This is a genomic window from Candidatus Villigracilis affinis (assembly GCF_016705895.1).
Taxonomy (GTDB): domain Bacteria; phylum Chloroflexota; class Anaerolineae; order Anaerolineales; family Villigracilaceae; genus Villigracilis; species Villigracilis affinis.
Genome location: NZ_JADJKT010000007.1, coordinates 116,207 through 141,115, shown reverse-complemented (window position 1 = coordinate 141,115; position 24,909 = coordinate 116,207). Strand labels below are relative to the sequence as shown.

The 24,909-nt window shown below is 51.6% G+C and carries 17 protein-coding genes; 13 read left to right on the top strand and 4 right to left on the bottom strand.

Annotation, left to right across the window (positions count from 1 at the left end; all coding sequences use genetic code 11):
* Window positions 1–36: 36 nt before the first annotated feature.
* Window positions 37–1,746 (bottom strand): adenylate/guanylate cyclase domain-containing protein, encoded by a 1,710-nt coding sequence (locus IPI86_RS05430; protein WP_345296971.1) that lies wholly within the window; start codon window positions 1,744–1,746, stop codon window positions 37–39.
* A 6-nt stretch (window positions 1,747–1,752) separates the two neighbouring features.
* A complete protein-coding gene (locus IPI86_RS05425; RefSeq protein WP_345296970.1) occupies window positions 1,753–4,137 on the bottom strand; it encodes a transglutaminase domain-containing protein in 2,385 nt (794 codons plus the stop codon).
* 71 nt (window positions 4,138–4,208) lie between these two features.
* On the opposite strand from IPI86_RS05425, the gene IPI86_RS05420 reads away from it, so the two are divergent.
* From IPI86_RS05420 to ltaE, 13 genes are all read left to right on the top strand, one after another.
* The gene (locus tag IPI86_RS05420; RefSeq protein ID WP_345296969.1) at window positions 4,209–5,210 is read left to right on the top strand and encodes a phosphatase PAP2 family protein; all 1,002 of its coding nucleotides are present in this window, start codon (window positions 4,209–4,211) and stop codon (window positions 5,208–5,210) included.
* A 40-nt stretch (window positions 5,211–5,250) separates the two neighbouring features.
* On the top strand, window positions 5,251–7,488 hold the full coding sequence (locus IPI86_RS05415) for a protein kinase (RefSeq protein WP_345296968.1): 2,238 nt from the start codon (window positions 5,251–5,253) through the stop codon (window positions 7,486–7,488).
* 295 nt (window positions 7,489–7,783) lie between these two features.
* Window positions 7,784–9,901 (top strand): protein kinase, encoded by a 2,118-nt coding sequence (locus IPI86_RS05410; RefSeq protein ID WP_345296967.1) that lies wholly within the window; start codon window positions 7,784–7,786, stop codon window positions 9,899–9,901.
* 128 nt (window positions 9,902–10,029) lie between these two features.
* Entirely contained in the window at window positions 10,030–11,067 is a 1,038-nt protein-coding gene (gene hrcA / locus IPI86_RS05405) for a heat-inducible transcriptional repressor HrcA (protein ID WP_345296966.1), read from the top strand.
* Window positions 11,068–11,139: 72 nt separating this feature from the next.
* Window positions 11,140–11,685, top strand: coding sequence for a nucleotide exchange factor GrpE (gene grpE, locus IPI86_RS05400; RefSeq protein WP_345296965.1), 546 nt, complete (start codon window positions 11,140–11,142; stop codon window positions 11,683–11,685).
* A 78-nt stretch (window positions 11,686–11,763) separates the two neighbouring features.
* Entirely contained in the window at window positions 11,764–13,647 is a 1,884-nt protein-coding gene (gene dnaK, locus IPI86_RS05395) for a molecular chaperone DnaK (protein ID WP_345296964.1), read from the top strand.
* A gap of 76 nt (window positions 13,648–13,723) precedes the next feature.
* Window positions 13,724–14,848: a molecular chaperone DnaJ gene (gene dnaJ, locus IPI86_RS05390; protein WP_345296982.1), complete on the top strand. Its 1,125-nt coding sequence runs from the start codon at window positions 13,724–13,726 to the stop codon at window positions 14,846–14,848.
* Between the two features lie 150 nt (window positions 14,849–14,998).
* Window positions 14,999–15,424, top strand: a complete 426-nt coding sequence (locus tag IPI86_RS05385) for a DUF1761 domain-containing protein (protein ID WP_345296963.1) — start codon at window positions 14,999–15,001, stop codon at window positions 15,422–15,424.
* Between the two features lie 78 nt (window positions 15,425–15,502).
* Window positions 15,503–15,958: a GNAT family N-acetyltransferase gene (locus tag IPI86_RS05380; protein WP_345296962.1), complete on the top strand. Its 456-nt coding sequence runs from the start codon at window positions 15,503–15,505 to the stop codon at window positions 15,956–15,958.
* Window positions 15,959–15,988: 30 nt separating this feature from the next.
* Window positions 15,989–17,104 carry an alanine racemase gene (gene alr / locus IPI86_RS05375; protein WP_345296961.1) on the top strand — a complete coding sequence of 372 codons (1,116 nt, stop codon included), beginning with the start codon at window positions 15,989–15,991 and terminating at the stop codon, window positions 17,102–17,104.
* Window positions 17,105–17,132: 28 nt separating this feature from the next.
* On the top strand, window positions 17,133–17,744 hold the full coding sequence (gene lspA, locus IPI86_RS05370) for a signal peptidase II (protein ID WP_345296960.1): 612 nt from the start codon (window positions 17,133–17,135) through the stop codon (window positions 17,742–17,744).
* Window positions 17,741–18,661 carry an RluA family pseudouridine synthase gene (locus IPI86_RS05365; RefSeq protein WP_345296959.1) on the top strand — a complete coding sequence of 307 codons (921 nt, stop codon included), beginning with the start codon at window positions 17,741–17,743 and terminating at the stop codon, window positions 18,659–18,661. Before lspA ends, IPI86_RS05365 begins: the two co-directional genes overlap by 4 nt.
* A gap of 285 nt (window positions 18,662–18,946) precedes the next feature.
* Window positions 18,947–19,987 carry a low-specificity L-threonine aldolase gene (gene ltaE / locus IPI86_RS05360; RefSeq protein ID WP_345296958.1) on the top strand — a complete coding sequence of 347 codons (1,041 nt, stop codon included), beginning with the start codon at window positions 18,947–18,949 and terminating at the stop codon, window positions 19,985–19,987.
* Between the two features lie 2 nt (window positions 19,988–19,989).
* Here ltaE and IPI86_RS05355 read toward each other — a convergent pair whose 3' ends face one another.
* Both IPI86_RS05355 and IPI86_RS05350 read right to left on the bottom strand, forming a co-directional pair.
* Window positions 19,990–21,543, bottom strand: a complete 1,554-nt coding sequence (locus IPI86_RS05355) for a sensor domain-containing diguanylate cyclase (RefSeq protein ID WP_345296957.1) — start codon at window positions 21,541–21,543, stop codon at window positions 19,990–19,992.
* A gap of 3 nt (window positions 21,544–21,546) precedes the next feature.
* Window positions 21,547–24,732 carry an HD domain-containing phosphohydrolase gene (locus tag IPI86_RS05350; protein WP_345296956.1) on the bottom strand — a complete coding sequence of 1,062 codons (3,186 nt, stop codon included), beginning with the start codon at window positions 24,730–24,732 and terminating at the stop codon, window positions 21,547–21,549.
* Window positions 24,733–24,909: the final 177 nt, after the last annotated feature.

Here is a 24,909-nt window from a genome sequence, read left to right as displayed (position 1 = left end):
CCACTTTCATCCTTCATCCCTCCTCCTTCATCCTTTTCATTTTAACCCCAACACCTCATACACACCCAGCGGCTGGGTCTTGCCTTTCACTGACATATCGGTATGCGGTTTGGCGTTCACTTCGTTGCTGACGCGCTCGTAAGCCGATGCGCTGATGAGGATCTGGTTCTTGGCGGAATTTTCCTGAATGCGTTTGGCGGTGTTGACGGCGTCGCTGATGGCGGTGTATTCGAGTCGCTTTTCGGTGCCGATCAAACCGAGAACGGCCTCCCCGCAATGGATGCCCACGCCAAAGTAAAGGTGGGATTCGGTGGGCAATTCTTTATACAGATTCTCAATGGATTCGCGAATAAGCAATGCGGTCTTCACGGCGCGCAGGGTGTGGTCGGGCTGCGGGATGGGGGCGTTGAACCAGGCCATGATGGCGTCGCCCATGAATTTATCAATGGTGCCTTCCTGCGCGAGCACGGCATCGGCCATGGCGGCAAGATAGCGGTTCAGGATGCGCACTAATTTTTCTGGTTCCTGGGTTTCGCTAAACGAGGTGAATCCGCGAATGTCTGCGAACAGGGTCGTGATGGTCGTGCGTTTGCCGCCCAGTTGCAAACTGTTCGGGTCGAGTTGTTCGATCACGGCGGGGGAGACCATGCGCTCGAAGAGTCGGCGCTGGGCTTCGAGTTTCTTGCGCTCGGTCAGGTCATCGAACACGATCGCGAGTCCCTGGGTCTTTTGGCCTGCATCCTTGAGCGGGGAGAGGTTGAAGCGCCAGTCCACGTTGCCGTGGTTGGGCAGGTGGTGACTGATCTCCAGGTCCACAATGGCTTTGTCTGTTTCGCGAACCTCTGCCAGATGCGGCTCAAGCTCGGAGGAAACAGAGGCAAGCGTCTCGTTAAGATGATGACCGATGATGTCGCCCGAAGAAGATCCGAGGATGCGTTCCGCGGCGCGATTGGTCAGCGTGATCTGATTCTGAATATCCGCTGTGATCACACCGCTGGCAATGGATGCGAAGATGTTATCCATCAAGTTCTTCAAGCCTGTGACTTCTTCGAGCGTATTTTTCAGGGAGGAGAACAAGCGCGCGTTCTCGATCGCAACTGCGGCCTGGTTTGCAAAAGCTACCAGCAGGTTCCTCTCCGAGTCAGCGAAGATGCCCGCGCGGATGCGGTTATCGGCATAGATCACGCCGATGAGATCATTTTTTACTTTGAGGGGTACGCATAAAATGGAACGCAGGTTGAAGGCCACGATGCTTTCCTGTCCTGCAAAGCGTTGGTCTTCCTGCGCGTTGGTGGTGATGAGAGGTTCGCCTGTTTCGATGACGCGTCCCACAACAGAGCGGCTGACGGTCAACTCGGAGGAGTTGATCGATTCCATTTCCCAGTTGCGCGCCATACGTGTGACCATTTGGCCGTGTTCATCGCGCAGCATCAGGAATCCGCGTTCGGCCTTGGTGAGGCGCACGATGTTATCCATCACGATGCGCAGCACTTCGTCGAGTTCAAGCGATGAGTTGACGACCTGTCCGATATTGGCGAGCGCAAGCATGTTATTGTGTTCGCGCTGGAAGGCATCGATCTTTTCGCTGATGAGTGAAAGCGATGTTTCGATATGGCGCAGATCTTCGCCCGCATTTTTGGGAAGCTTCAGCCGGCTTTCTTCCAGATCGGCGCGTATCTTTCCCACCTGCAAACTCAGGGTCTGCAGCTGGTCAGGAACGGTTGTGGGGCGGGTCTGTTCATTCATAGGCGGTTACCGTAGTTGATTATAACGGTAATCGAGAGATTGCAAGGCTTCTTTTATACGAATTTGCCATGTCTTAAGTAGGATAAGGCTGGCCGCTTTTCGCGCCGTTGTCAGATTTCCAGCGCGCGGTGTGTAGATCGTGGATTGATATTCCTGCAGCAAAGTTTGGATCTGAGTCTCAGCAGATGGCAGCCGCTCGATCAATGCCTGCGCCCGTTCCTGCGAAGTGATATGACGGGGCTGCGGACGCCCAAGCCAATACAGACTGATGTTGATCACCTGGAAGGTGCGTTCAATGGAGGCGAGCGTTGTCCAGCGAATCCAGCGATTCAGCCAGCGCGGCGGCGTATTTCCGCTTTTTGTGTAACGGCTTGCAAGATACACAGGGATGCGTTCTTCGAGTGCATAGCGGCGGGTCATGAAAAAGCCCAGTCCAACCGTCAATACCAGCAGTGTGTAGAACAGGATGGTTCTGTAAAGCTCCATTTGTTCCGCTTTGGAAGCGCCGCTGTTCGATTGATTAGACAGATCGGGCGGTTCCTCTAAAAGCGGCGGCACCAATGGGTTTGCGGCAGGCGTCCCTTCTATGACAGGGTCGGGAGTGGCGTCTGCGTTGATATCCAGCCTTGTCGGCGCGCGTTCAATCGGCAGTTGATTGCCCGTCGGCTCGAATTCAACCCAGCCAATACCGGGGAAATACACTTCAGGCCAGGCATGCGCATCTTCGAACGTGACGATGTAGCGTTCTTCGATTTCGTTGAACGTGCCTTCCGCAAATCCCACTGCCATGCGGGCGGGAATCCCGATCGAGCGCAGCATCAAGGTCTCTGCGCTGGCGTAGTACATGCAGAATCCTTTTTTGTAATCGAACAGAACCCACAGCACAGGATCTCTATTTTCGGGCGGTGTATCTGTGATCTCGGTGGTGTATTCGATCTCGTTACGCAGATAGGCCGTGATCGCCTGCGTTTTATCGAAGGGATTATCGTATTGCGCGGTGATCTCTTCGGCGAGAATCCGTAATGCCGGCGCGACATTCTCAGGGACTTGCAGATATCGCTCGGTGACCCACTCTGGATATTCCGTGCCTGCCAGACGCAATTCTTCCTGTGTGGGGTCAGCGATCAAGGTGCGGACCGTGTACCTGCCTCCGCTTGGAAGGTTTGGGCTGGCGTTCCAGGCAGTGACATCCCGTAGCGTTGGCGAGACTTCAGTGGAAGTGATCGTCCCTTCACGGCTGACCCACACCGCTTCAGCGGGCGCATACAATAGGCTTTGACTCGTGGCATTGTTGGTGAAGGTGAATTCCATTTCGTTGCGGTTCTCTGGATATTCCACCGTCAACTCATCGGTATCTGGAAGAAATGGGTCGCTTGCATCGGAAAGTGTGGTCCAGCGGCCATTGATGTACAGGTCGTACATCCTGCCTTTCCAATAATTGCGGATCGGGACGAATTCACTTTCCTTTACGGTAACGAAGAACACGGGCGTATCGCCAACCGCCGCTTGCTGACCCAGCGAAAGCTCGCCGCTGTAAAAATCTCCACCAGCGTTTCTGCCAGCATAGGGTGATTCCAAGGCGCTGACCGCATCGGAGAGCCGCTCAAGGATCGGTTCGGAAAAATCCTGCCAGGCTCTTGCCGCAGGTTTGATCTGCTTGATCCAGCCGGGGATGGACCAGGCAACGAAGATCGTGACCGCAGCAACGGTCAAGGCGCCGCGTTCGAGATTGTTGATGGTTTCAGCGGTAAGCAGGAAGCGGGTCTTTTTCCAGTAGATCTGGTTTTCGAGAAAATACAATCTTCCGAGGAGAAGCAGTGCGGCAAATAAATAGAAAGCCAGTGCCCACATGCGCCTTGATTCGGTTGGGTCGAAGACCTGCACCACCAACATCGCCAGACAGGAGGGCAAAATGACGTTTAGAAAATCTCTGTGACGTGTCAACCAGTATCCCGCCGAAATGCCGATGATCCAATAGCCCGCAGTGACGAGCGAAATAAAGAACAACTGGTCATAAACGGGTTGTCCCTTGATGAATTGCGCCAGTGAAGTGAAGAGACGATTGAACAAAGTGACAAGGTCGGTCCAGACCCAGTCTGTTCTTTCAACGGCATTCAGCAATTGCGCAGGAAGCAGGATGAGCGAATAGCCGATCGCGATTCGAGTAGCCGCCTTGCGCGAAAAGGTACTGTAGCCAAGTGCGAATCCTAACAGGACTCCCGCAAGGCTGATGGTTTGTGTGAAGTAAAGATAGGGAACCCATTCCGTGATCACCAGCCGTGAGCTGGAGATTTCCACCAGGGCGATGGTCAGGATGATGGCCCGCCAATCCCACATGTTGGCGTTCGATGATTGACTTGCATCGCTGCTTGTGGCGGGTGATTTTTCCATGCTTTGAGTGTACAATACAAGAAGCCCGTTCGTCAATTGTATAACCCCAAAAAACCCTACTGGAGGATGGTATGCAGACCTTAATCGAGAGCGGTATTGCCTTCATTATCGTACTTCAAAGACTGGGGGACTGGTTGATCGCTCCCATGCAGTTCTTTAGTTACCTCGGCAACGAGGAATTCTTTTTATTAGTCCTGCCGCTTCTTTATTGGAGTGTCGATTCTGCACTTGGTTTACGGGTGGCGCTTATCCTTGTTACAAGCAATGTATTAAATAATGTTGGCAAATTGGCCTTTGCCGGGCCGCGACCGTATTGGGTCAGCACCGATATTCACGCCTGGTGGAGTTCTGAAACTGGTTTCGGTATTCCTTCCGGACATGCTCAGAATGCGGTAAGTGTGTGGGGTATGTTCGCTGCATACATGGGGCGGAGATGGATTTGGGTCCTTTCACTCGTTATCATATTTTTGATCGGTTTTTCGCGCATGTTCCTCGGCGTTCATTTTTCGCATGATGTCATTATTGGCTGGGCGCTTGGTGCCTTGCTTCTGTGGCTTTTTGTTCGTTTTTGGAAACCTGCTGCCGAATGGCTGGACAAAAAGACGATGGGCCAGCAGATCATGGTCGGCTTTATCGTTTCATTGATATTTATCGTCGTTGGATTTGGCGCTTCGTCCCTGCGGGCTGGATATCAAGTCCCTGAAATTTGGATTTCAAACGCGGCTCTGGCCGGGACCGAGTTGCCTGCTCCGCTCGACCCGAACGGTACCTTCACCTCAGCAGGGACGCTCTTCGGCGTGGCAATTGGCGCGGCGTGGATTCACTCCCTTGGCGGGGTGCAGGCTTCGGGTCCGATTTCGAAGCGTGCCATTCGTTATGTCATCGGCTTGATCGGGGTGCTCATCCTGTATATGGGGCTGGGTGCGATTTTTCCGCGTGGCGAAGGCTTTATTTTTTACTTGCTGCGCTTCATTCGCTACACGTTGATCGGTTGGTGGGTGGCAGGTGGCGCGCCATGGTTGTTTGTAAGGTTAAAGCTGGCTGGGCGCAATACGGGTGATAATTCCATCTGATATAATTGAATTATTCCGTATAAATCACAAGGGTTCGTAGATGACGCTAGAGAAAAACACCCTCCTTCATAATCGTTATAGAATAATTGAGATTCTTGGTCAGGGCGGCATGGGTTCTGTTTATCGCGCCATAGATGAAAATCTTGGCGTGGCAGTTGCTTTAAAGGAAAACCTGTTCACAACCGAGGAATATACCCGCCAGTTCCGTCTTGAGGCGGTGATCCTGGCAAATTTGCGTCATCCAAATTTGCCGCGCGTTTCCGATCATTTTGAATTGGGCGAACAGGGGCAGTATCTGGTGATGGACTTTATCGAAGGGGAAGACCTGCGCTTTCGCATGGAGCGGCTGGGCACCATCACTGAAGAGGATGCATTGCAGATCGGCGCGGCCATGTGCGATGCGCTCGCTTATTTGCACACCCGCAAGCCGCCTATTCTTCATCGCGATATCAAGCCTGGTAATGTAAAAATAACCCCGGATGGTCACATCTTCCTTGTTGATTTTGGCCTTGCAAAGGTGTATCAGGGAAATAATCAGGCCACTACAACAGGCGCACGTGCCATGACGCCTGGCTATTCTCCGCCCGAGCAATATGGTACGGCGCGTACCGATCCCCGTACAGATTATTATTCATTGGGCGCAACCTTGTATGCGGCGCTATGTGGCGTTATCCCGGAAGATGGTCTTGCGCGCGCGATGGATAATGCCCAGCTAACTCCGCTTCGCAAACGAAATACCAAAGTTTCGCGCCGTCTGGCTGCTGCGATTGAAAAAGCCATGGCCATCGATCCCAGCGACCGCTTCCAAAATGCTGACGATTTCAAGAAGGCATTGCTTGGTTCGAGTTCAAAATCCCAATCAAGGCCGGGCGGATACATTGTCTCGCCGCCGCCTGCTGAATCTTTTCTGCCAAATGATCCTGCTGAAGTAGTGGCCGCCAAGGAAAAAGAAAAGACTCCGCCTCGCCAGATGACAGGCCCGGCGCAGCCGGCCCCTGTGGAAGACGACCAGCCGTTTGTCTCCCCACTTAAAAAACAAAAGGAACGCGAACGCAAGCGTAGAAATGCACTGATCCGTTTTGTCGCTGTTTTAGTTTTACTGTTCCTGGTCGGCGTGCCATTTTTTGCGCCGAGCTTGTTGCCTGAAAACATACGCGCTCAAATTCCATTCCTCGTGCCCACAAGCACGGTGACGGCTTCAATCACACCAACTTCTCCGCCAACGTTCACGCTTGTGCCGACCTCTACGGCCACCGATGTGCCTCCCACAGCGACAACTGTTCCGACAAATACACGTACTCCTACTTCAGCTCCCACCGGGAATATTCCTGTTGAAGCAACCCATACTGCAACACCTATTGTCACCGCTACGAATATACCCTCATCCACGCCTACCTTGTCTGTAACACCAGTGGGGGGTGGTTCCGGGCAGATTGCATACGCATCCAACCGCACGGGCTTGCCGCAGATCTATCTTGCTGACATCTCCAACCAGACCGCGACTCAGATCACCGATATGCCAGATGGCGCCTGCCAGCCTGCATGGTCTCCGGATGGTCAGCAGATCGTTTTCATTTCCCCATGCAAAGGCATGGATGATATCTATTATCAGGCGGCTTTGTATATCGTCAATGCCGATGGCAGCGACCTGACCCCGATCTCCACCGTCCCTGGCGGCGATTTCGACCCCGCATGGTCACCGGATGGAAAGACCATTTTGTTCACATCCCTGCGCACAGGTCAAATGGAGATTTTCATGGTCAAGGTGGATGATCTCTCGACCGCCATTCAAGTGACGAAGGGTGCCAAGAGCGTTGAGGCGCGTCAGCCTTCATGGTCACCGGATGGAAGCCAGATTGCGTATTCGGTTAAACGCTTTGGCGTTTATCAGATCTGGTTGATGAATGCAGATGGCACAGAACAAAAGCAGATTGTGCGCAGTGGTGTGGCGTTCACAGATTATCTCCCCACTTGGTCGCCGGATGGAGCGCTGATTCTTTTCAACCAGCGCTGTGCCACCACCTTCTGCCTGCCGTACCTAATGAGCATTTCCGCCACTGACCGCTCCGTGGAACAGGGCACCCTTTTACCATTGAATGTCCTTTCCGTTGAGGATGTTGAGTATTCACCGGATGGCTTCCATCTCCTGTTCGAAGGGGAGGAGGCCGGCGAAAACAATGACATCCTTTACGTGACTGTGACAGGCGCAAATCGCATCCGCATCACTTCCGATCCAGGTTTGGATTTCGACCCTGCTTGGAGACCCACTCCAAACTGATCATTTCGTATAGAATCCCCGGACGCCAGAGTATAATATCGTACTCTGGCGTTTTCGATATTTATAACAATTGGTAAAATATTTGACTAAAATCACGAGTAAATTCGTTGAAATAGTTTCATTAATGCTAGTTGATACCTTTCAAAAATATTAACGGTCAGCTTGTTGAATTGAAATAAAATAGTATTGAAATAGAACGGAAATGAAAGTTATTTATCCATGAGAGTAGAATACCCATCGCTGGGAAATAATCTGTTGATTTGCGGAACGAAAAAAAATAGCAGACAGGAATTTGATGATTCTCGAACACGAAACCATTTTACATAATCGCTATCGGATTCAAGAGAATCTAGGTCAGGGGGGAATGGGGTCGGTGTACCGCGCTGTTGACGAAAACCTCAGCGTGGATGTTGCTGTTAAAGAGAACCTGTTTACAACAGAAGAATATGCGCGCCAGTTCCGCCTGGAAGCGGTCATTCTGGCGAATATCCGCCACCCAAACCTGCCTCGAGTTTCAGATCACTTTGTCATCGCTGGAGAAGGCCAATACCTCGTTATGGATTTTATCGAGGGGGAGGACTTGCGCCAGCGCATGGAGCGGCTGGGTGTTCTCCCCGAAGATGAGGTCATTCTGATCGGCGCAGCCATCTGCGATGCCCTTTCCTATTTACATGCCCGCAAACCCCCGATCCTGCATCGTGATATAAAGCCTGGTAACGTCAAGATTTCACCCGATGGGCATATCTTCCTCGTGGATTTTGGCCTTGCCAAGATCATGCAGGGAAATCAAGCCACCACCACGGGCGCGCGCGCGATGACGCCCGGATATTCCCCTCCCGAACAATATGGCACTGCGCGTACCGATGCGCGTACCGACATTTATTCCCTAGGCGCGACCTTGTATGCCGCCCTGACCGGTGTGATCCCGGAAGATGGCCTTGCTCGCGCAATGGATAATGCCCAGCTTACTCCCCTGCGCAAACGCAACCCGGAAGTAACCCGCCGACTCGCCGCTGCCATCGAAAGAGCCATGGAAGTGGATCCCGCTGATCGTTTCCAAAATGCGGATGAATTCAAACTTGCCATGCTCAACTCCAAGTCCAAGACGCAGCAATTGCTTGGAACTTATACGATCGCCCCGCCCCCCTCGGAAGCGGAGAGAAAAAGCGACCCGGTCAAGAGCGTCAACATCATCAAACATTCCTCCGCGTCGCTCGAAGACCAGGAATTTGTTTCTCCACGCAAAAAACTGCTTGAACGAAATCGCCGAAATATGCGGGCTGTGATCGGGGCTGTGCTCGCGATCAGTTTTATTGTCTTTTTAGGAATCATACTTTTTGCCCCGGATGTAATGCCGGAATCAGTACGGAAATTATTCCCATTTTTACCGCCTGTTGAACCCACAATCGTTCCAACAGAAATCGTATCGGTTCCGCCGACTCCGATGGCAGTTGAAAATACCGACCCAACGGCTACGCTCGAACCTACACCAGTTCAAGTAGAAACGCCCACTTCAGTAGTCGACCAAACCATTGAGCCGACACCGATCGGCGCAGATTATTTGCAGATCGCATACGTCTCCACCCGCACGGGCCTGCCTCAGATCTATCTCACTAACATCCTTACAGATCAGGCAATTGCCGTCACCAACATGGCTGGTGGTGCATGTCAGCCAGCGTGGGCCCCCGATGGAAACAGACTGGTATTCACGTCCCCATGCGGAGTGAAAAAAGATGCCTATCCTGAAGCCAGCCTGTTCATCATTAATCCAGACGGCACCGGGTTACAGCCATTGCCCACAGCCCTCGGCGGAGATTTCGAACCCGCCTGGTCTCCCGATGGAAAATTCATTGCCTTCACATCCCTGCGCGATGGATACATGCAGATCTATGCCTATGATGTTGAAAACGACAGAGTCCAGCGCCTGGTTGAAACCGATCCCACAACCTCGGCCCGCCAGCCTGCCTGGTCGCCGGATGGCAGGCAGTTGGTCTACTCCCTGAAACGGGTGGCCACCTATGAATTATGGTTGATGTCCAGCCTTGGGTCAAACGAGAGAATGCTCTTCACAAGCGGCAATGTCTTTTCAAACCAATATCCCGTGTGGACGCCCGATGGAAAATTTATCCTGTTCAGCCAGCGCAGCGCTGAAGAAGTCATATTCCCTGATCTGTTCTCACACAAACTTGGCGAGAATTCAGATACGGCCTTGAAACTCCCCCTTAGTGTTCGCTCCGTTGAAGATGTAGATTACTCCCCCGGCAGCTTTTGGATCGCCTACGAAAGCGGCGGCGACCGCGGTTATCACGTCTATTATTCCACCCCGGCGGGAGGCAACCTTGCGCGCATCACCGAAGATGTCACCTTTGACGACTTCGACCCAGCCTGGCGGCCCATTCAAACCGCCCCATAGCCAGATCCTTTACGAGAAACGCGAAAGAGGAAAGATTTTCGGTCTTTCCTCTTTCTTCTTACATCGCCGTAAACTCTTACACTCCTCTTATTGACGCTCTTCATTTGCGCATGTAAACTTACCATTCGATGCCTGAACTTACCGAACGACAGCGGACCATCCTCCAACTCCTCATTCGCGACTATATTGAGACGGCGCAGCCTGTCGGCTCAAAGCGACTGGTGGAACGATTCCATCTTGACCTGAGTCCTGCCACCGTCCGAAACGAAATGTCAGCGCTGACGGAGATGGGCTACCTACGACAACCCCACACCTCGGCGGGACGCGTCCCCTCTGAAGATGGGTATCGGGCTTTCGTCGGAGAGATGATCCACAAAGCGGAATTGCCTGCGTCGGTGCAAAACACCATCTCGCATCAATTTTTTCAAGCCCGCTCCGATGTGGATCAGTGGATGACCCTTGCCGCTTCTGTGCTTGCGAATCAATCACAAGGCGTCTCGGTCGTCACCGCGCCGCACGCGGAAATGAGCCGCTTCAAGCACATTGAATTGATCTCCACACAGGGACGTCAGGTCTTGATGGTCATGGTCATGGATGGTGGTGAAGTCAGCCAACAGGTCTTAACGCTGGCCGAGATCGTCACCCAGGATAGGCTCAGTCAGGTGGCGACACATCTCAATACAATATTGGCTGGCCTTTCCATGGCTGGGATCGCCGCTGTTTCATCCCGTACGGATGCCCTTGAACAGGATATTATCACCCTCCTGCTTCAAGATATGAAGCGCACCTCCGAAAGTGCCTCAGGCGAAATTTATACCGATGGTCTCACCAACGTGTTGGACGAACCCGAATTCGCAGAATCGGATGAAGCGCGTTGGGCTTTGCGCCTGTTCGAAGAAAGATCGACTTTGCAGGGCTTGCTGGCGCGGGCCTCCTCCAACAGCAGTGTCGGCGGGTTGCAAGTGCTGATCGGTGGCTCAGGCGGCTGGGATGAACTTCGTCAATGCTCGATGGTGGTTGCAAGATATGGCGTGCCAGGTTTGGTGACAGGCACCCTCGGCGTGCTGGGTCCGATGCGCATGTCTTATGCAAGGACGATCCCAACCGTGCGTTATGTGGCAGGGTTGTTAAGTGATTTGGTAAACGATACGATTTCGGGTGAATAAATTCAGATGATTAGAGAATAGAGCCTAGGCTCTATTCTCTAATCACTAATTTCTATAATGAGAGTGAGAAACATGTCAAAAGCGACAGATAGACAGGACGAATTCAATGAGAATCAAGCCGCAGCTGAAGAAATGCCAGTTGATGGAAATCAAGATTCGGCGGAGCGTGAAGCGTTGGTCAATCAATTGAAGGAAGCCGAATCCAAGGCTGGCGAATATAAGGATGGGTGGGCGAGGTCTCAGGCGGAGTTCCAGAATTATAAGAAACGCATCGAGCGTGACAATGAGTTGATGTATGCCAGCATGAAGGGCGACATCATCAAAAAAGTGTTGCCTGCGCTGGATGACCTGGAGCGCGCCCTGCAAAACCGCCCCGCCGACGATGCATGGGCGAGCGGCATTGAATTGATCGCACGCAAGATGCAGAATATTTTGGAAGGCGAAGGTCTGAAGCGTATTGATGCAAAAGGGAAACCCTTCGATCCGAATTTCCACGAAGCGATCTCACATGAACCCAACGATGAAGTTGAAAGCGAACATGTCATCGATGTGGTGCAAAATGGATATATGCTCGGCGAACGAGTGATACGGCCTGCCCTTGTGAGGGTGGCACAATAAAAAAACGCGTCAGGTGTCAGGTTGCTTGATACGTGATTAAACCTGATACTTGAAACTTGACACTGGAGAACTGAACTCATGGCAAAAATCATTGGTATTGATCTAGGTACGACCAACTCGGTAGCCGCTGTTATGTCTGGCGGGGAACCTGTTGTAATTCCCTCTGCGGAAGGCGAACGACTTGTCCCTTCTGTGGTGGCGATGAATAAGAACGGCGAGCGTTTGGTGGGACGTGTGGCGCGCAATCAGGCGATCACGAATCCGCAGAACACAATTTTTTCAGTGAAGCGTTTTATGGGGCGCAAGTCTGATGACCCCGAAGTGGAGCGCACCCGCAAGCGCGTGCCGTATGCCGTCAATGGCGCGGACAATGGGGATGTGCGCGTACGCCTCGGCGAGAAGGATTACTCCGCGCCCGAGGTTTCGGCGATGATCCTTGCAAAGATCAAGGCCGATGCCGAGGCTTATCTTGGCGAAACGATTACACAGGCTGTGATCACGGTCCCTGCGTATTTCAATGATGCGCAGCGTAATGCCACGAAAGATGCTGGCAAGATCGCTGGCCTCGAAGTGCTGCGTATTATCAACGAGCCGACTGCATCTTCTCTTGCATATGGTCTCGATAAAAAGAAAAATGAAGTTATCGTTGTGTATGATCTTGGCGGCGGTACGTTTGATGTTTCCATTCTCGATGTGGGTGACGGCGTTTTTCAGGTGCGCGCTACGAGCGGCGATACCTTCCTCGGCGGCGACGATTTCGATCTGCGCATCATGGATCATTTGATCGAGACCTTCAAGAAAGATAACGGCATTGACCTGAACAACGATCGTCAGGCTTTGCAGCGTTTGAAGGAAGCGTCTGAAAAAGCGAAGATCGAGCTTTCCACCGTGATGCAGACTGAGATCAATCTGCCTTATCTGACTGCCGATGCAAGCGGCCCCAAGCATTTGGTGATGACCATGTCCCGCGCCAAGTTGGAACAGATCACAGCGGATCTTGTCGACCGAACAATTGCTCCCGTCAAACAGGCATTGGCTGACGCTGGATTAAATGCAGGCGATATTAACGAGATCGTTTTGGTGGGCGGTATGACCCGTATGCCCGCCATTCAAGACCGTGTACGCGCCTTTTTTGGAAAAGACCCGCACAAAGGTGTGAACCCTGACGAAGTCGTTGCCATTGGTGCGGCGATTCAGGCGGGCGTGCTCGGCGGGGAAGTGAAGGACATTCTTCTCCTTGATGTGACCCCGTTGACTCTTTCGATCGAAACTTTGGGCGGTGTTGCCACGGCTCAAATTGAACGCAATACGACCATCCCGACCCGCCGAACGCAGGTTTTTTCAACCGCGGGTGACAACCAGACGCAAGTTGAAATCCATGTGCTGCAGGGTGAACGCCCGATGGCGAATGACAACAAGTCGCTGGGCAAATTCATCCTCGATGGAATTCCCCCCGCGCCGCGCGGCACGCCGCAGATCGAAGTCACTTTCGATGTGGATGCGAATGGCATCTTAAAAGTTAGTGCCAAAGATAAAGCCACTGGACGTTCACAGCACATTACGATCACGGCTTCCTCTGGCTTGAGCGACAGCGAAGTGGAAAAGATGCGCAAGGACGCAGAGGCCCATGCCGAGGATGATCGCAAGCGCAAGGAACTGATCGAAGTCCGTAATAATGCGGATAACACCGCCTACGCCGCCGATAAAGCGCTGCGTGAATTTGGCGACAAAATCCCTGCTGAGGTTCGCAGTGAAGTCGAATCCAAAACCGCTGAGGTTAAGTCTGTGGCGCAGAGTGAAGATGTCGAAAAGATCAAAGCCGCGACTGAAGCTTTGGGGTTGGCGATTCAAAAGATCGGTGCTTCCGTCTATGAGCAGGGTCAGGCAGCGGGTAGCGGCGAAGCGGGTTCAAATCCGAGTGAAGCCGGGCCTGATGTGGTTGATGGTGAAGTGAAGGAGTAAACGAGTTGAAAGGTACAGGTTCAAGGTTGTAATTTGAAACCCGACCTGTGACCTTGAATCTTCAACCTGTAACCAAATCATGAGCAACCAGGATTATTACGAAACTTTAGGTGTTGGACGGAACGCGAGCGATGATGAGATCAAGGCTGCGTTTCGTAAACTCGCACGTCAGTATCACCCCGATGTAAGCAAGGAAGAACACGCTGAAGAGAAATTCAAAGAGATCAACGAGGCGTACGGTGTGCTTTCGGATTCTGACAAGCGTGCGCGCTATGACCGCTTTGGCAAAGAGGGACTCGGCGGCATGGGCAGCGGCGGTTTCCACGATTACAGCGCCGACTTCGGAGATATTTTCGAAGACCTGCTGAGCGGTTTTGGGTTTTCATCGGGACGCCGTTCGCGCAAATCCCCGCGCCGCGGCCGTGACATGCAAATGGCCATTCCGCTGACCTTTGAAGAAGCGGTCTTTGGCATTGACAAGGATATTGAATTCGAGCGCGAGGAAACCTGTTCGCGCTGCAATGGCAATGGCGCAGAGCCCGGTACGTCACCCGTGAAGTGTTCCACTTGTAATGGGCAGGGTGAAGTCCGTCAGGTACGTCAGACCTTTTTGGGTCAAATGGTGCAGACGGCGGCATGCCCTTCCTGTAATGGGCGCGGCGAGACGATCTCATCTCCATGCAAGACCTGCCGAGGCGGCGGGCTGGAACGCAAACGCATCAAGAAGAAAGTTCAGATTCCCGCAGGTGTGGATCACGGCACACAGATCCGCTTGAATGGGGAAGGCGCGCCCGGTGTGTTTGGCGGCCCCAGCGGCAGTCTGTTTTTGGTTTTGGATGTGAAACCGCATCAATTCTTCAAACGCCGCGATAATGATGTGGTCTTGAATCTTGATATTAATGTGGCACAAGCCGTCCTCGGCGCGGAAGTGGATGTGCCCACCCTCGATGGCGAAGAGAAATTAAAGATCCCCGCTGGCACACAGCCTGGAAAAGTCATCACGATGAAGGGCAAGGGAGTTCCGTATTTACGACGCAAGGATCGCGGCAATCAACTGGTGATCGTCAATGTGGCGATTCCTTCCAAGCTGACAAAGGAACAGCATCAATTATTTGAGAAGCTGGCTGAAAGTTTGGGTACCACGGTCAAGCCGCAGGAAAAGGGATTCCTGGATTGGTTGAACGAGGCATTGGGTGGGTAGATTTAGTAGACAGTGAATAAAGAGCAGTAATCAGGAGCGAGCAGGTGGTGAACCTGCTCGTTTTTTTTGCCCTCAATTATAGAACAAATTTTCTGATATAATGGCGAAAAGATTGGCGCGTGCCGATCGAATTTATCAATGGAGGTTGAGATGGATTTTGGTTCTATAAACTGGTTGGCTGTTGTTGCTTGTGTCTTGGCTAGCATGATGATTGGTGGAATCTGGTTTGGGCCAAAGACATTTTTCCCGATCTGGTGGAAGGCCGTTGGCAAGGCAGATGGCCAGGAACCCGGCAGTAGTATGAGCATGGCCATGGTCTGGGGCTTGATCGTGTTCGCTGCATTCGTTCAGGCAGTATTTATGGCTCTTATGGTTAATGCCATGGGCAGCATGTCTGGCGGTGCAACACTGGGTTCCGGTGCAATGGCTGGTTTCTTTCTTTGGCTCGGTTTTGTAGCCCCCTCAAGCCTGACGAACAAATTGTTCGCAGACCGCTTAAAGGCGTGGGTGCTTGAAGCAGGCAACCACCTCATTACTTTCGTGGTTATGGGAGCCATCCTCGGCGCGTGGCATTAATTCATTGCCCTCAAAGTAAGAACCCTGAAGGAATTCCATCCTTCGGGGTTTTTTTAATGAGTCGGGTATACTGTGCTCATGCAAAACACAATCCGCCTCTACAAAACAGAGGATTTTGAGCCCATTACCCGTCTGTGGTTCGATGCGCAGACCGTAGCCATGCCCGATATGATGGCGCGCATGGACTATAAATTCGATGAAGCCCAGGCCTACTTTCGCAATGTCATTGTTCTCGAAACCCAAATGTGGGTCTACGAACGTGACGGCGTCCCGCTTGGTTTTATTGCCATTCAGGGCGAGCTCATTGACCGCCTGTACGTCCATCCTGCATATCATCGGCAGGGGATTGGGCAGGCATTGCTCATAAAGGCTCGCGAGCTTTTGCCCGAGCATATTTGGTTATACACGCATGTTGCAAACAAAATGGCGCGCGCTTTCTACGAGAAGAACGATTTTATCGCTGAAGGATTTGGCGTCAGCCCCGCGCCCGAATCCGAGCCTGATGTGGAATATCACTGGCGTGCGAAAAAATAAACGAACACGCCGATGAGATAAAATAAAAAGATGCGTCCCACATATCTTGAAGTCAATCTCACCCAGTTAAAACAAAATCTCGAAAACATCCGCGCGAAGGCTGCGCCAGCCAAAGTCCTTGTGGTGCTCAAGGCCAATGCCTATGGCCACGGCGTGGATGGCGTTGCGCCCTTCATTGCTCCCTTTGCAGATTACATCGGCGTGGCCATTGTCGAAGAAGGAATTCATCTTCGTAAAATGGGAATTGCGACTCCGATCCTCGTAATGGGTGGGACTCTGCCTCAGCAGCTGTCCGACTTTTTTGAATACGACTTAACCCTCGCCGCCTCTTCACTGGACCTGTTGACTGCTGCTGAACAACTGGCACAATCTACTCGTAAGCGACTCAAAGTCCACCTCAAGGTGGATACTGGCATGGAACGCATCGGTGTCCGCGAATACGAAGCGGAATCTTTAATTGAGAAGTCTTTGTCGTGTAGCCATTTAGATATGGAGGGCATCTTTACCCATTTTGCAAATTCTGAAGTAATGTCATTACAGAAAAATATGACACCGCTTTCTTTGCAACTTGAACGCTTTGAAGGGATTCTGTCCATGTATGAAAAGAGGGGAGTGCCGCATCCACGTATTCGGCATACGGCTAACTCGGGTGCGATTTTATTGCACCCCGAAAGTTATTACGATATGGTGCGGCCCGGCGTTTTGTTTTATGGCGTCTATCCTGGCCGCGATGTGGAAAAGACCATTGAGGTCAAACCTGCGTTGACATGGAGATCCAAAGTCGTTTATAGCAAGGTCACCCAGCCCGGGCGTGGAGTCAGCTATGGGTCGTTGTGGCAGGCTGAGGCGCCGACAAGAATCGTCACCATCCCATGCGGATATGCCGATGGCTATTTCCGTCGCATGACGAATCAGGCGCGGGTGATCGTCAATGAAAAAGAATATCCGCAGGTGGGGCGCATCTGCATGGACCAGTTTATGGTCAATGCAGGCGGAGATGATGTAAAAGTGGGGGACGAGGTGATCTTGCTTGGCGGTGGAATTACCGCTGAAGACCTCGCCGATTGGACGGGCACGAATGAATATGAAGTGATGACGAACATCAGCGCGCGCGTGCCGCGTGTGTTTACCCGTGCGGTACAATAGGCGCACAAATTTGAAATTGAGGTGAAATTTGAATCGTGTAGTAAAAGATTATTTGGTTTTATTCGGCGTTGGGGGTACAAGCATCGCTTTGGATCAGTGGACGAAATGGCTTGTCCGTACGAACATTGAATTTGGCACGCAGTGGCTGCCTGAATCTCTGAGCTGGCTGAGCCCGTATGCCCGCATTGTGCATTGGTATAACAGCGGCGCGGCCTTTGGCATGTTTCAGAATGGGAATATCGTGTTCACCATTCTGGCTTTCATTGTGATCGGCGCGATCATTTATTATTATCCGCGCGTCGAAGCCGATGACTGGACTTTGAAACTGGCGATGGGTTTACAGCTTGGCGGGGCGGCTGGAAATTTGATCGACCGCCTGCGTGTGGGGCGGGTCACGGATTTTATTTCCGTCGGCTCTTTTCCTGTTTTTAATATTGCAGATGCCTCCATCTCGGTTGGTGTTGCTGTGCTTTTGCTTGGGGTGTGGATCAATGAGCGCAACGAGAAATTAAAGGCGGCGGAACAAGCGTCAGAAAACGGCGAACAATTATCAGCGAATGATGAGTCGCTGCCTGCCCTTGATCCTGTTGATGGACCGGTCAGCGGCGAGCAACCTAAAATGAATGGCGGACAATCGTGAGTGATCGCATCGAAAAGTTTGTTTATGATGGAGAAAAGGCTGACCGCCTTGATAAATTTCTTGTAACCCGTTTGCCCGAATTTTCGCGGGCGCGCTTGCAGGGATTGATCGACGAAGGATTTGTCACCATCAATAATGTCCGCGCGAAGAAATCGGGGCAGTCCATTGAATCAGGCGCGGAGATCGAAGTGCGTGTGCCGCCGCCTGTGCCGAGCGGCCTGGTGGGTGAGGATATTCCCCTCAATATTATTTTTGAAAATGACGACCTGATCATCGTGAACAAACCTGCGGGGATGGTCGTTCATCCTGCGGCGGGGCATGATTCTGGTACGTTGGTTCATGCGGTGCTGGGATATGACCCCGATCTTGAAGGCATCGGCGGCGAGGAACGCCCGGGGTTGGTCCATCGCCTGGACAAGGAAACTTCGGGTTTGATCGTGCTTGCAAAGAATGAGCGTGCTCATCGCTGGCTGCAGGATCAATTCCGCTTGCGCACAGTTGAGAAAACCTACCTCGCGCTGGTGGATGGCAAACCGCCCACACCGACGGGACGCGTGGAAGCCTCGATTGGGCGTGACCCAAGCCATAGAAAAAAGATGGCCATTGTCACTGCGGGCAAGGGACGCGAAGCGGTCAGTGAATATAAAACCCTCGAAGCATTCACAGACCATACGCTTTTGGAGTTCCATCCCCACACGGGGCGCACGCATCAGATCAGGCTGCATTGTCAGTTTTTGGGCTGTCCCATTGTGGGTGATTCGATCTATGGACGCAAAAGCCTCACTGTTGATATTGACAGGCATTTCCTGCATGCCTATCGTTTGAAGATCGTTTTGCCCGGAGAAAAAGAGCCCAGAGTTTTTACCGCCGCCTTGCCAGAGGAGTTGGAAAGTGTGCTGACCGACCTGCGCTCTTGAGGTAATAAGTTCATTGAAATTAAATAAAGAAATAATATTGAACGAAAGCGCCGATGACTGTCACCGACGCTTTGAATGAGCTGTGCATTCTGTGCTGGATTTTTATGCAGGTAAACGGATCGCCATCTCCGCGCATGGGACGGTCATTTCTTTGTTTGTGTCGCGCCTGATGGGAATCCCTGCTTTCCCTTTTTGGAGTGAGCTTGGCTTGCCTTCCTTTGTTGTCCTCGATATGAATTCAAGATCGATCTTTGCAAAAGAAAATATTGTTTAGAGGAGTTTGCCATGGAATTTGTAGACCTTCGTTCTGATACCGTTACCAAACCTACGCCCGAGATGCGTGAGGCAATGGCCGAAGCGGAAGTGGGGGATGATGTGTACATGGATGACCCGACGGTAAACGCACTGCAGGAAAAAGCCGCAGAGATGCTTGGCAAGGAGGATTCGCTCTTTGTCCCATCGGGGACGATGGGGAATTTGCTGGCTTTGCTGGTGCATTGTCAGCGCGGGGATGAGGTGATCGTCGGCGATAAATCTCATATTTATGTGAACGAGGCGGGTGGAATGTCTGCGCTTGGCGGGATTCATCCGCACCCGCTGAAGAATCAAACTGACGGCACGCTTGCACTGGATGAGATCCTCGCTGCAATCCAGAGCGAGGATGTGCATCACACCATTACGCGGCTGATCTGCCTGGAGAATACGCAGAATGCGTGCGGCGGTGTTGTGCTTTCTGCGGATTACATGCGGGCTGTCGGGAAGATCGCGCGTGAGAACAACCTGTCGTTGCATGTCGATGGGGCGCGGATCTTCAATGCGGCGACGGCGCTGAACATTTCAGTGAAGGATCTGGTCGAACCTGCTGATTCTGTGATGTTTTGTTTGAGCAAGGGATTGGTCTCACCCGTGGGATCGATGCTGGTGGGGACGAAGAAATTCATCAACCGCGCGCGTCATTTGCGGAAGATGGTGGGAGGCGGCATGCGTCAGGCGGGGGTGCTGGCGGCGGCGGGATTGATCTCGCTGGAGAAAATGTCCACGCGGCTTGGGCAGGATCATGCCCGGGCGAAGAAACTGTTTGAGGGGTTGAATCAGGTTCAGGGATTAAAGTTGGATGCGTTCGGCTCTTCATCCACGAACATGGTTTTTTTCAACCTGGCGGATGAAGTCAAATTGAGTGTGGATCAGATCATCGAAGAAATGAAGAAACATGGCGTGTTGGTGGATTGGGCTGGCCCCCGCCGATTTAGATTGGTAACGCATTATTGGGTGGATGACGCCGGTGTGGAGAAAGCGATAAAGGCGTTTGCAGCGGTTATGAAGTAAGGCTATTTCGTTTCGAGGTTTTCCCAGAACGCGGCTACGGGTTCAATTTGATCCCGTCCGCGTTCTTTTGCTATGTAAAGGCGATTGTCAGCGAGGTCGATCAGTTTGGTGGTTTCGTTGGTCTCGATGGGAAAGACTGCAATGCCCATGCTTATAGTTGGAATGGGCAGATTGATGTGATCGTTGCTCTGAATTTTGTGGGCTGCCAGACTCTCGCGAATGCGTTGGGCGATCTGTGTGGCTTGTGTGCCATTGGTGTTTGGAAGGAAGATGACGAATTCCTCCCCGCCCCAGCGCCCGACTGCATCGGTGCTTTTGATGTGCATGCGGATGGTTTTGCACAGGCTGACGAGTACTTCGTCGCCGATCAGATGCCCGAAGGTGTCGTTGTATTGTTTGAAGAAATCGATATCAAGCATGATCAGGCTTAGCGGCTGATTATTTGCCAGACATTCCCCGGCTTGTTTGTTCAGCATCCTGAGAAAATATCCGTGATTGTAAACGTGGGTGAGGCTGTCGAGACGTCCCTGTTCTTCTGCGATGGCGTGATGATGGGCATTGTCCAGTGCAAGTGTGGCACGTTGTGCGATGGTAAAGAGTAATTCAACGTCGCCGCGGTCAAAGGCATTTGGATGATAGGCTGCGATCGCCATGAGCCCGTCTACATAGGTGCCGCGCATGGGAACACCCACCCAGGAAAGAGATGTTTTTCCCTGCCCAACGAGCACGATCTCAACACCTTCGAGCTGAATGTTCTGCCGCAGGTCGGGGAGGAAGAGTTCCCGCTGGTGATCAATGACCCACCCGGAGAATGTGCCTCTCCTGGGAAGTTTCACATCATGGAAGTATTCCCCGTCATCGTAGAGCAATTCGAGGCGGACCTCCTCCCCTTCCACGATCCCGATGAAATAGGAATCGGCGTCAAGCGCATTTTGAAATGCAGCATTCAGCAGGGTGAAAACCTGTTTTGTGTCGAGCGTGGAGACGATTTGCTTGCTCAGCTCGTTGATGATCTCCAGTTTGTTGATCTGTTCGCGGGCGATCTTTTTCAACTGTTGGATGGTCTCGATTACCATGAGTGATGCTGTAATTTGGCTGGCATGAATGATCCAATCATATCTTTCCAATTCTGAACCCAGGCGTGAGCTAGTGTAAATGATCGAAAACCCAAGGATCAGACTGTATGCCGGTAGACGCGTGGAAGTTAAGGATGTTGCGAGGGATGCAATAAAGACAAGGGTATAGAGTAAATGATCCAGCTCTTCGGGAATAAAAAATGTGAGAGCGCTAAGTGTGGCTCCTGAGACAATCACATTTAGCCATGTGAATCTGGATTTATTTACCGAGGTGTTGAAGATAACGTAATAGAATGCCAAATACAGGCTGCCAGCAATGCCAAAAGCAATGATGAAATTTTTAATTAATAGGTTTTGCGGGGGGAAGAAAAGCAGGCTTGTAACAACTGTAGCCAGCAGCACCAGAATGCCCGCTACAATGGACGGCAGAATGGAGATGAGATTTTCCTGCGGGGTAAAGTTACTGAATTTGATCTTCATCGCTTATCCAGCCAAAAGGTCGGGCTGGTTTTCCACGACCAGCTTCTCGAATATCTCAATGATCTTTGGATCGAATAAAATATCGGCCTGTTCGCGCAGATATTTCAATGCCTCCTCGGTGGTCAATGTCCTTTCCCGGTATGGACGTTTGCTGGTGAGGGCGTCGAATGCATCCACGATCGCGAACATGCGCGCAAGGATTGGAATTTCCTCGCCGCACAATCCGCCTGGGTAGCCTGTACCGTCCCATCTTTCCTGATGGTGGCGGATGAGGGGAATGGTATCCTGCAAAAACGGGATGCCTGCGACAATTTTTGCGCCGATATCCGGGTGCAATTTCATGATCTTCCATTCGTCTTCGCTCAGTGGACCTGGTTTGTGCAGGATCGTATCGCTGATACCGATCTTGCCGATGTCGTGCAGCAGCGATCCGCGTTCCAGTACTTTTAATTGTTCGTGCGAGAAATTGAGCGCTTCTCCCAATTTTGCAGCCAGATGACTCACGCGCAGGCTGTGACCTTCCGTTTCGCGATCTCTCGCATCCAAAGCAGACATGAGCGCTGCGAGCGTTTGATCGTATGTGGATTCGAGCATATCGTATGCCGCTTTGATCTCGACGGCTTGTCGCTGCGATTCCACCAATAGAAGCGATCGTTCCAGCGCAATAGCCGTCTGGCTGACAAGGGCTTGCAGGTCATTTGGATTTGCGGCGTGTTTATTGCCCTGATTTTCGGGCATGTCCATCCAGACTGCGCCATAGGTTCGGATCGGGGTTTGGATGGGCAGGCAGGCTCGAATGATGGATTGTCCGCGTGAAAGGTAAATGAGCTGACCCGAAACCATCACATCTCTGATGATCTCCATTGGATGGTCAGAGCCCCCATGCACTCCCTCGGAAGAGATCTCCACTTCTGCGACCATGTCTCCTTCTGCATTGAAAAGAATGATGCCTGTGGTGATGCTTTTCGCAAGTTTGTGTGCTGTTTGGGCGATATCTGAAGCGGCATCCTTGATGTTTTCCGCCTGAATGATCTGGTTGCTCAACCGATACAGCAGGGAGGTGGTCCGCAGGGAGGTGCGTAATTCCTGTTGCAGCCAGGTGCTTTCGAATGCACCCGCAGCTTGAATGGAAAGAAGTTCCGCCAGCGATTCATCGTTTTCATTGAAGAACACTTCATTTTGTTTTCCAAATGCAAGAATGACTCCGATGCTCAAACGATGCCAGCGGATCGGTATGGCGAGCATGCTTCGGAAGACAGCATTGTCAATGACGAGATGTGAAGTGGAGGAATACTTTCGCACATCCCTGACGCGGAAAGGTTGTACGGCATTGAATGCCATTTTTATCAACGATTCGGAATCCAATGACTCTTGAAGCGATTCCAGCAGATGAGGTGCATCTCCCGATGAGGCGCTCTCGGTGAAATTCCGCTCCTGGCCGAGCTGGATCTGCACAAAAGTGAATCGGGCCTGCAAAATTTCGCGTGCGATGGATGCGATCTCACGTGTGGTGGCGGCTGGCTCCACCATGGCAGAAAGCTGACTTCCCGCCTGCACGAGATTCATCAGGCGTGTGTGGTAGCTGGAGCGTTCCCAGGCGCGGGTCAATTCTGCGGCTACAGCTTCAGCCAGGCCGATGTCGATGCTGCTGAAGGCGTTGAGCTTTTCGCTGTTAAGAACAATGGCTCCATTGACGTGGCCATTAAAGATCAATGGAATGATCACCGCCGAGAGGTTTTGTTCATTCTCAAACTTGATGTAATCCGCATCCAGTTCAATATCGTTGATGATCTGGGTTTTTCTCTGGCGCACCGCACGGCCAAGCGCGCCCTCGGTGGCTTTTTGACGAAGTCCGGAAGGAACAAGACTGATCTGTTGCCCGGCTGCGGCAAGTAACATGAATTCCTTCTGGTCCGGTTCATGGATGTACAAACTTACAAGCGAGCAGCCCAATGCGCGCTCCAGCGAATTGACCGCCAGTTGTGCGGCCACGGGCTGGTCCAGTTGATTTTCGAGCTGCTGGCTTAATTCCAACAGGAGGGTAAGTTGTGCATTCCGCTTCTTTTCAGTTTTGACCTGTTGTGTGAGTACACCGATCTGATCGGTCTGCGCCACCAGACGGATGCGTACCCCCTCCTGAATACTTACGAATGGTTTGATGTAACGAGCCAGACGACTATTCCAAATGGCTCCATCAGATTTCGATTGCGAGTCCGAATCTCTATGTTCCAATTCTGTTAACTCGTTCATGATTCCATTGATCGTCATGAGGATCATGAACAAAGCTATGTAGAACACGACTGATATGACGATGAAAAAAAGAAAAACGGCTTCATGTGTGGTTGCAAATAATTCAACGTTGGAGCCGAGGGAGTAGTTATCAATGACGATAAAGAGCGCGCTTAAGAAAATAAGCAGCGCCATTTCCAGTGTGCTCACGATCATCACGACTTTACGACCAAGGATGTTGTCCTTCGCAACGCTCAGTTTTTTCCATGGCATGAAGCCTTCGAATAAGATGACGATACACAGCAGGGCGGGTGCGATCAAGTTTGAAAGGGATAGGACTGGTGTGAATATTGCGCACCATATCAGCCACGGAATGGCCTGAAGACGGGAAACCAGCGGGTTGAATTTGGAGGTTGACGAAAAAGCAGTTACCATCCAAGTAATGGAGAACAATAGGAACATACCAGCCAAGGGAAGTTTGTATGGCGTTATATCGAGATTGGCGTATTGATTCCCTGATACTGCAAGATAGATTCCACTTAAAAAACCAATCAACACAGCACTTACCTGAAGCAGATTGATCTTTGAAAAACCATTTCTCAAAGGTGTGGCAATGATCAATTGCGTGGCTGCTGTGCATAAAACAATAATGGCTTCCACATAACATCCCGCCTCTAATAATAACCCCGCAAAAAGGATCAGAAAAAAGATGCCTGCACTACGGATGAGAACGGATTGTTTTTGTGAAGACTGAAATAAGGATACGATCTGAACGGAAAGTGAGATGCTGAAGGCGAAAATGCCTGTCGCCACAATAAGCCAGTTGGATTGCCCCGCAATGAACAGATTCAGCCGGGCCGGGATCAATAACAGGCTTACACCAAAAATCCCGATGATGGCTGAAGCGAGCAAATCCAATTCATTTTCAGTGGAATGTTCCATGGTTGGCGAGGACAGCATAATGGGTTGATTTTACCTACCTTTCAAAAGTTGGGGAATGGAAAAATCCCATAGTGTGGCCATCCTTATGGGTCATATAAAGGCGTTTTTTAGTTATTTCCCTGTAATAAAGCTGTCTTCAAGGTCTGATATAATCTTAATGTATATTTGGCTTGCCGATGGGGATGGGCCTTTTAC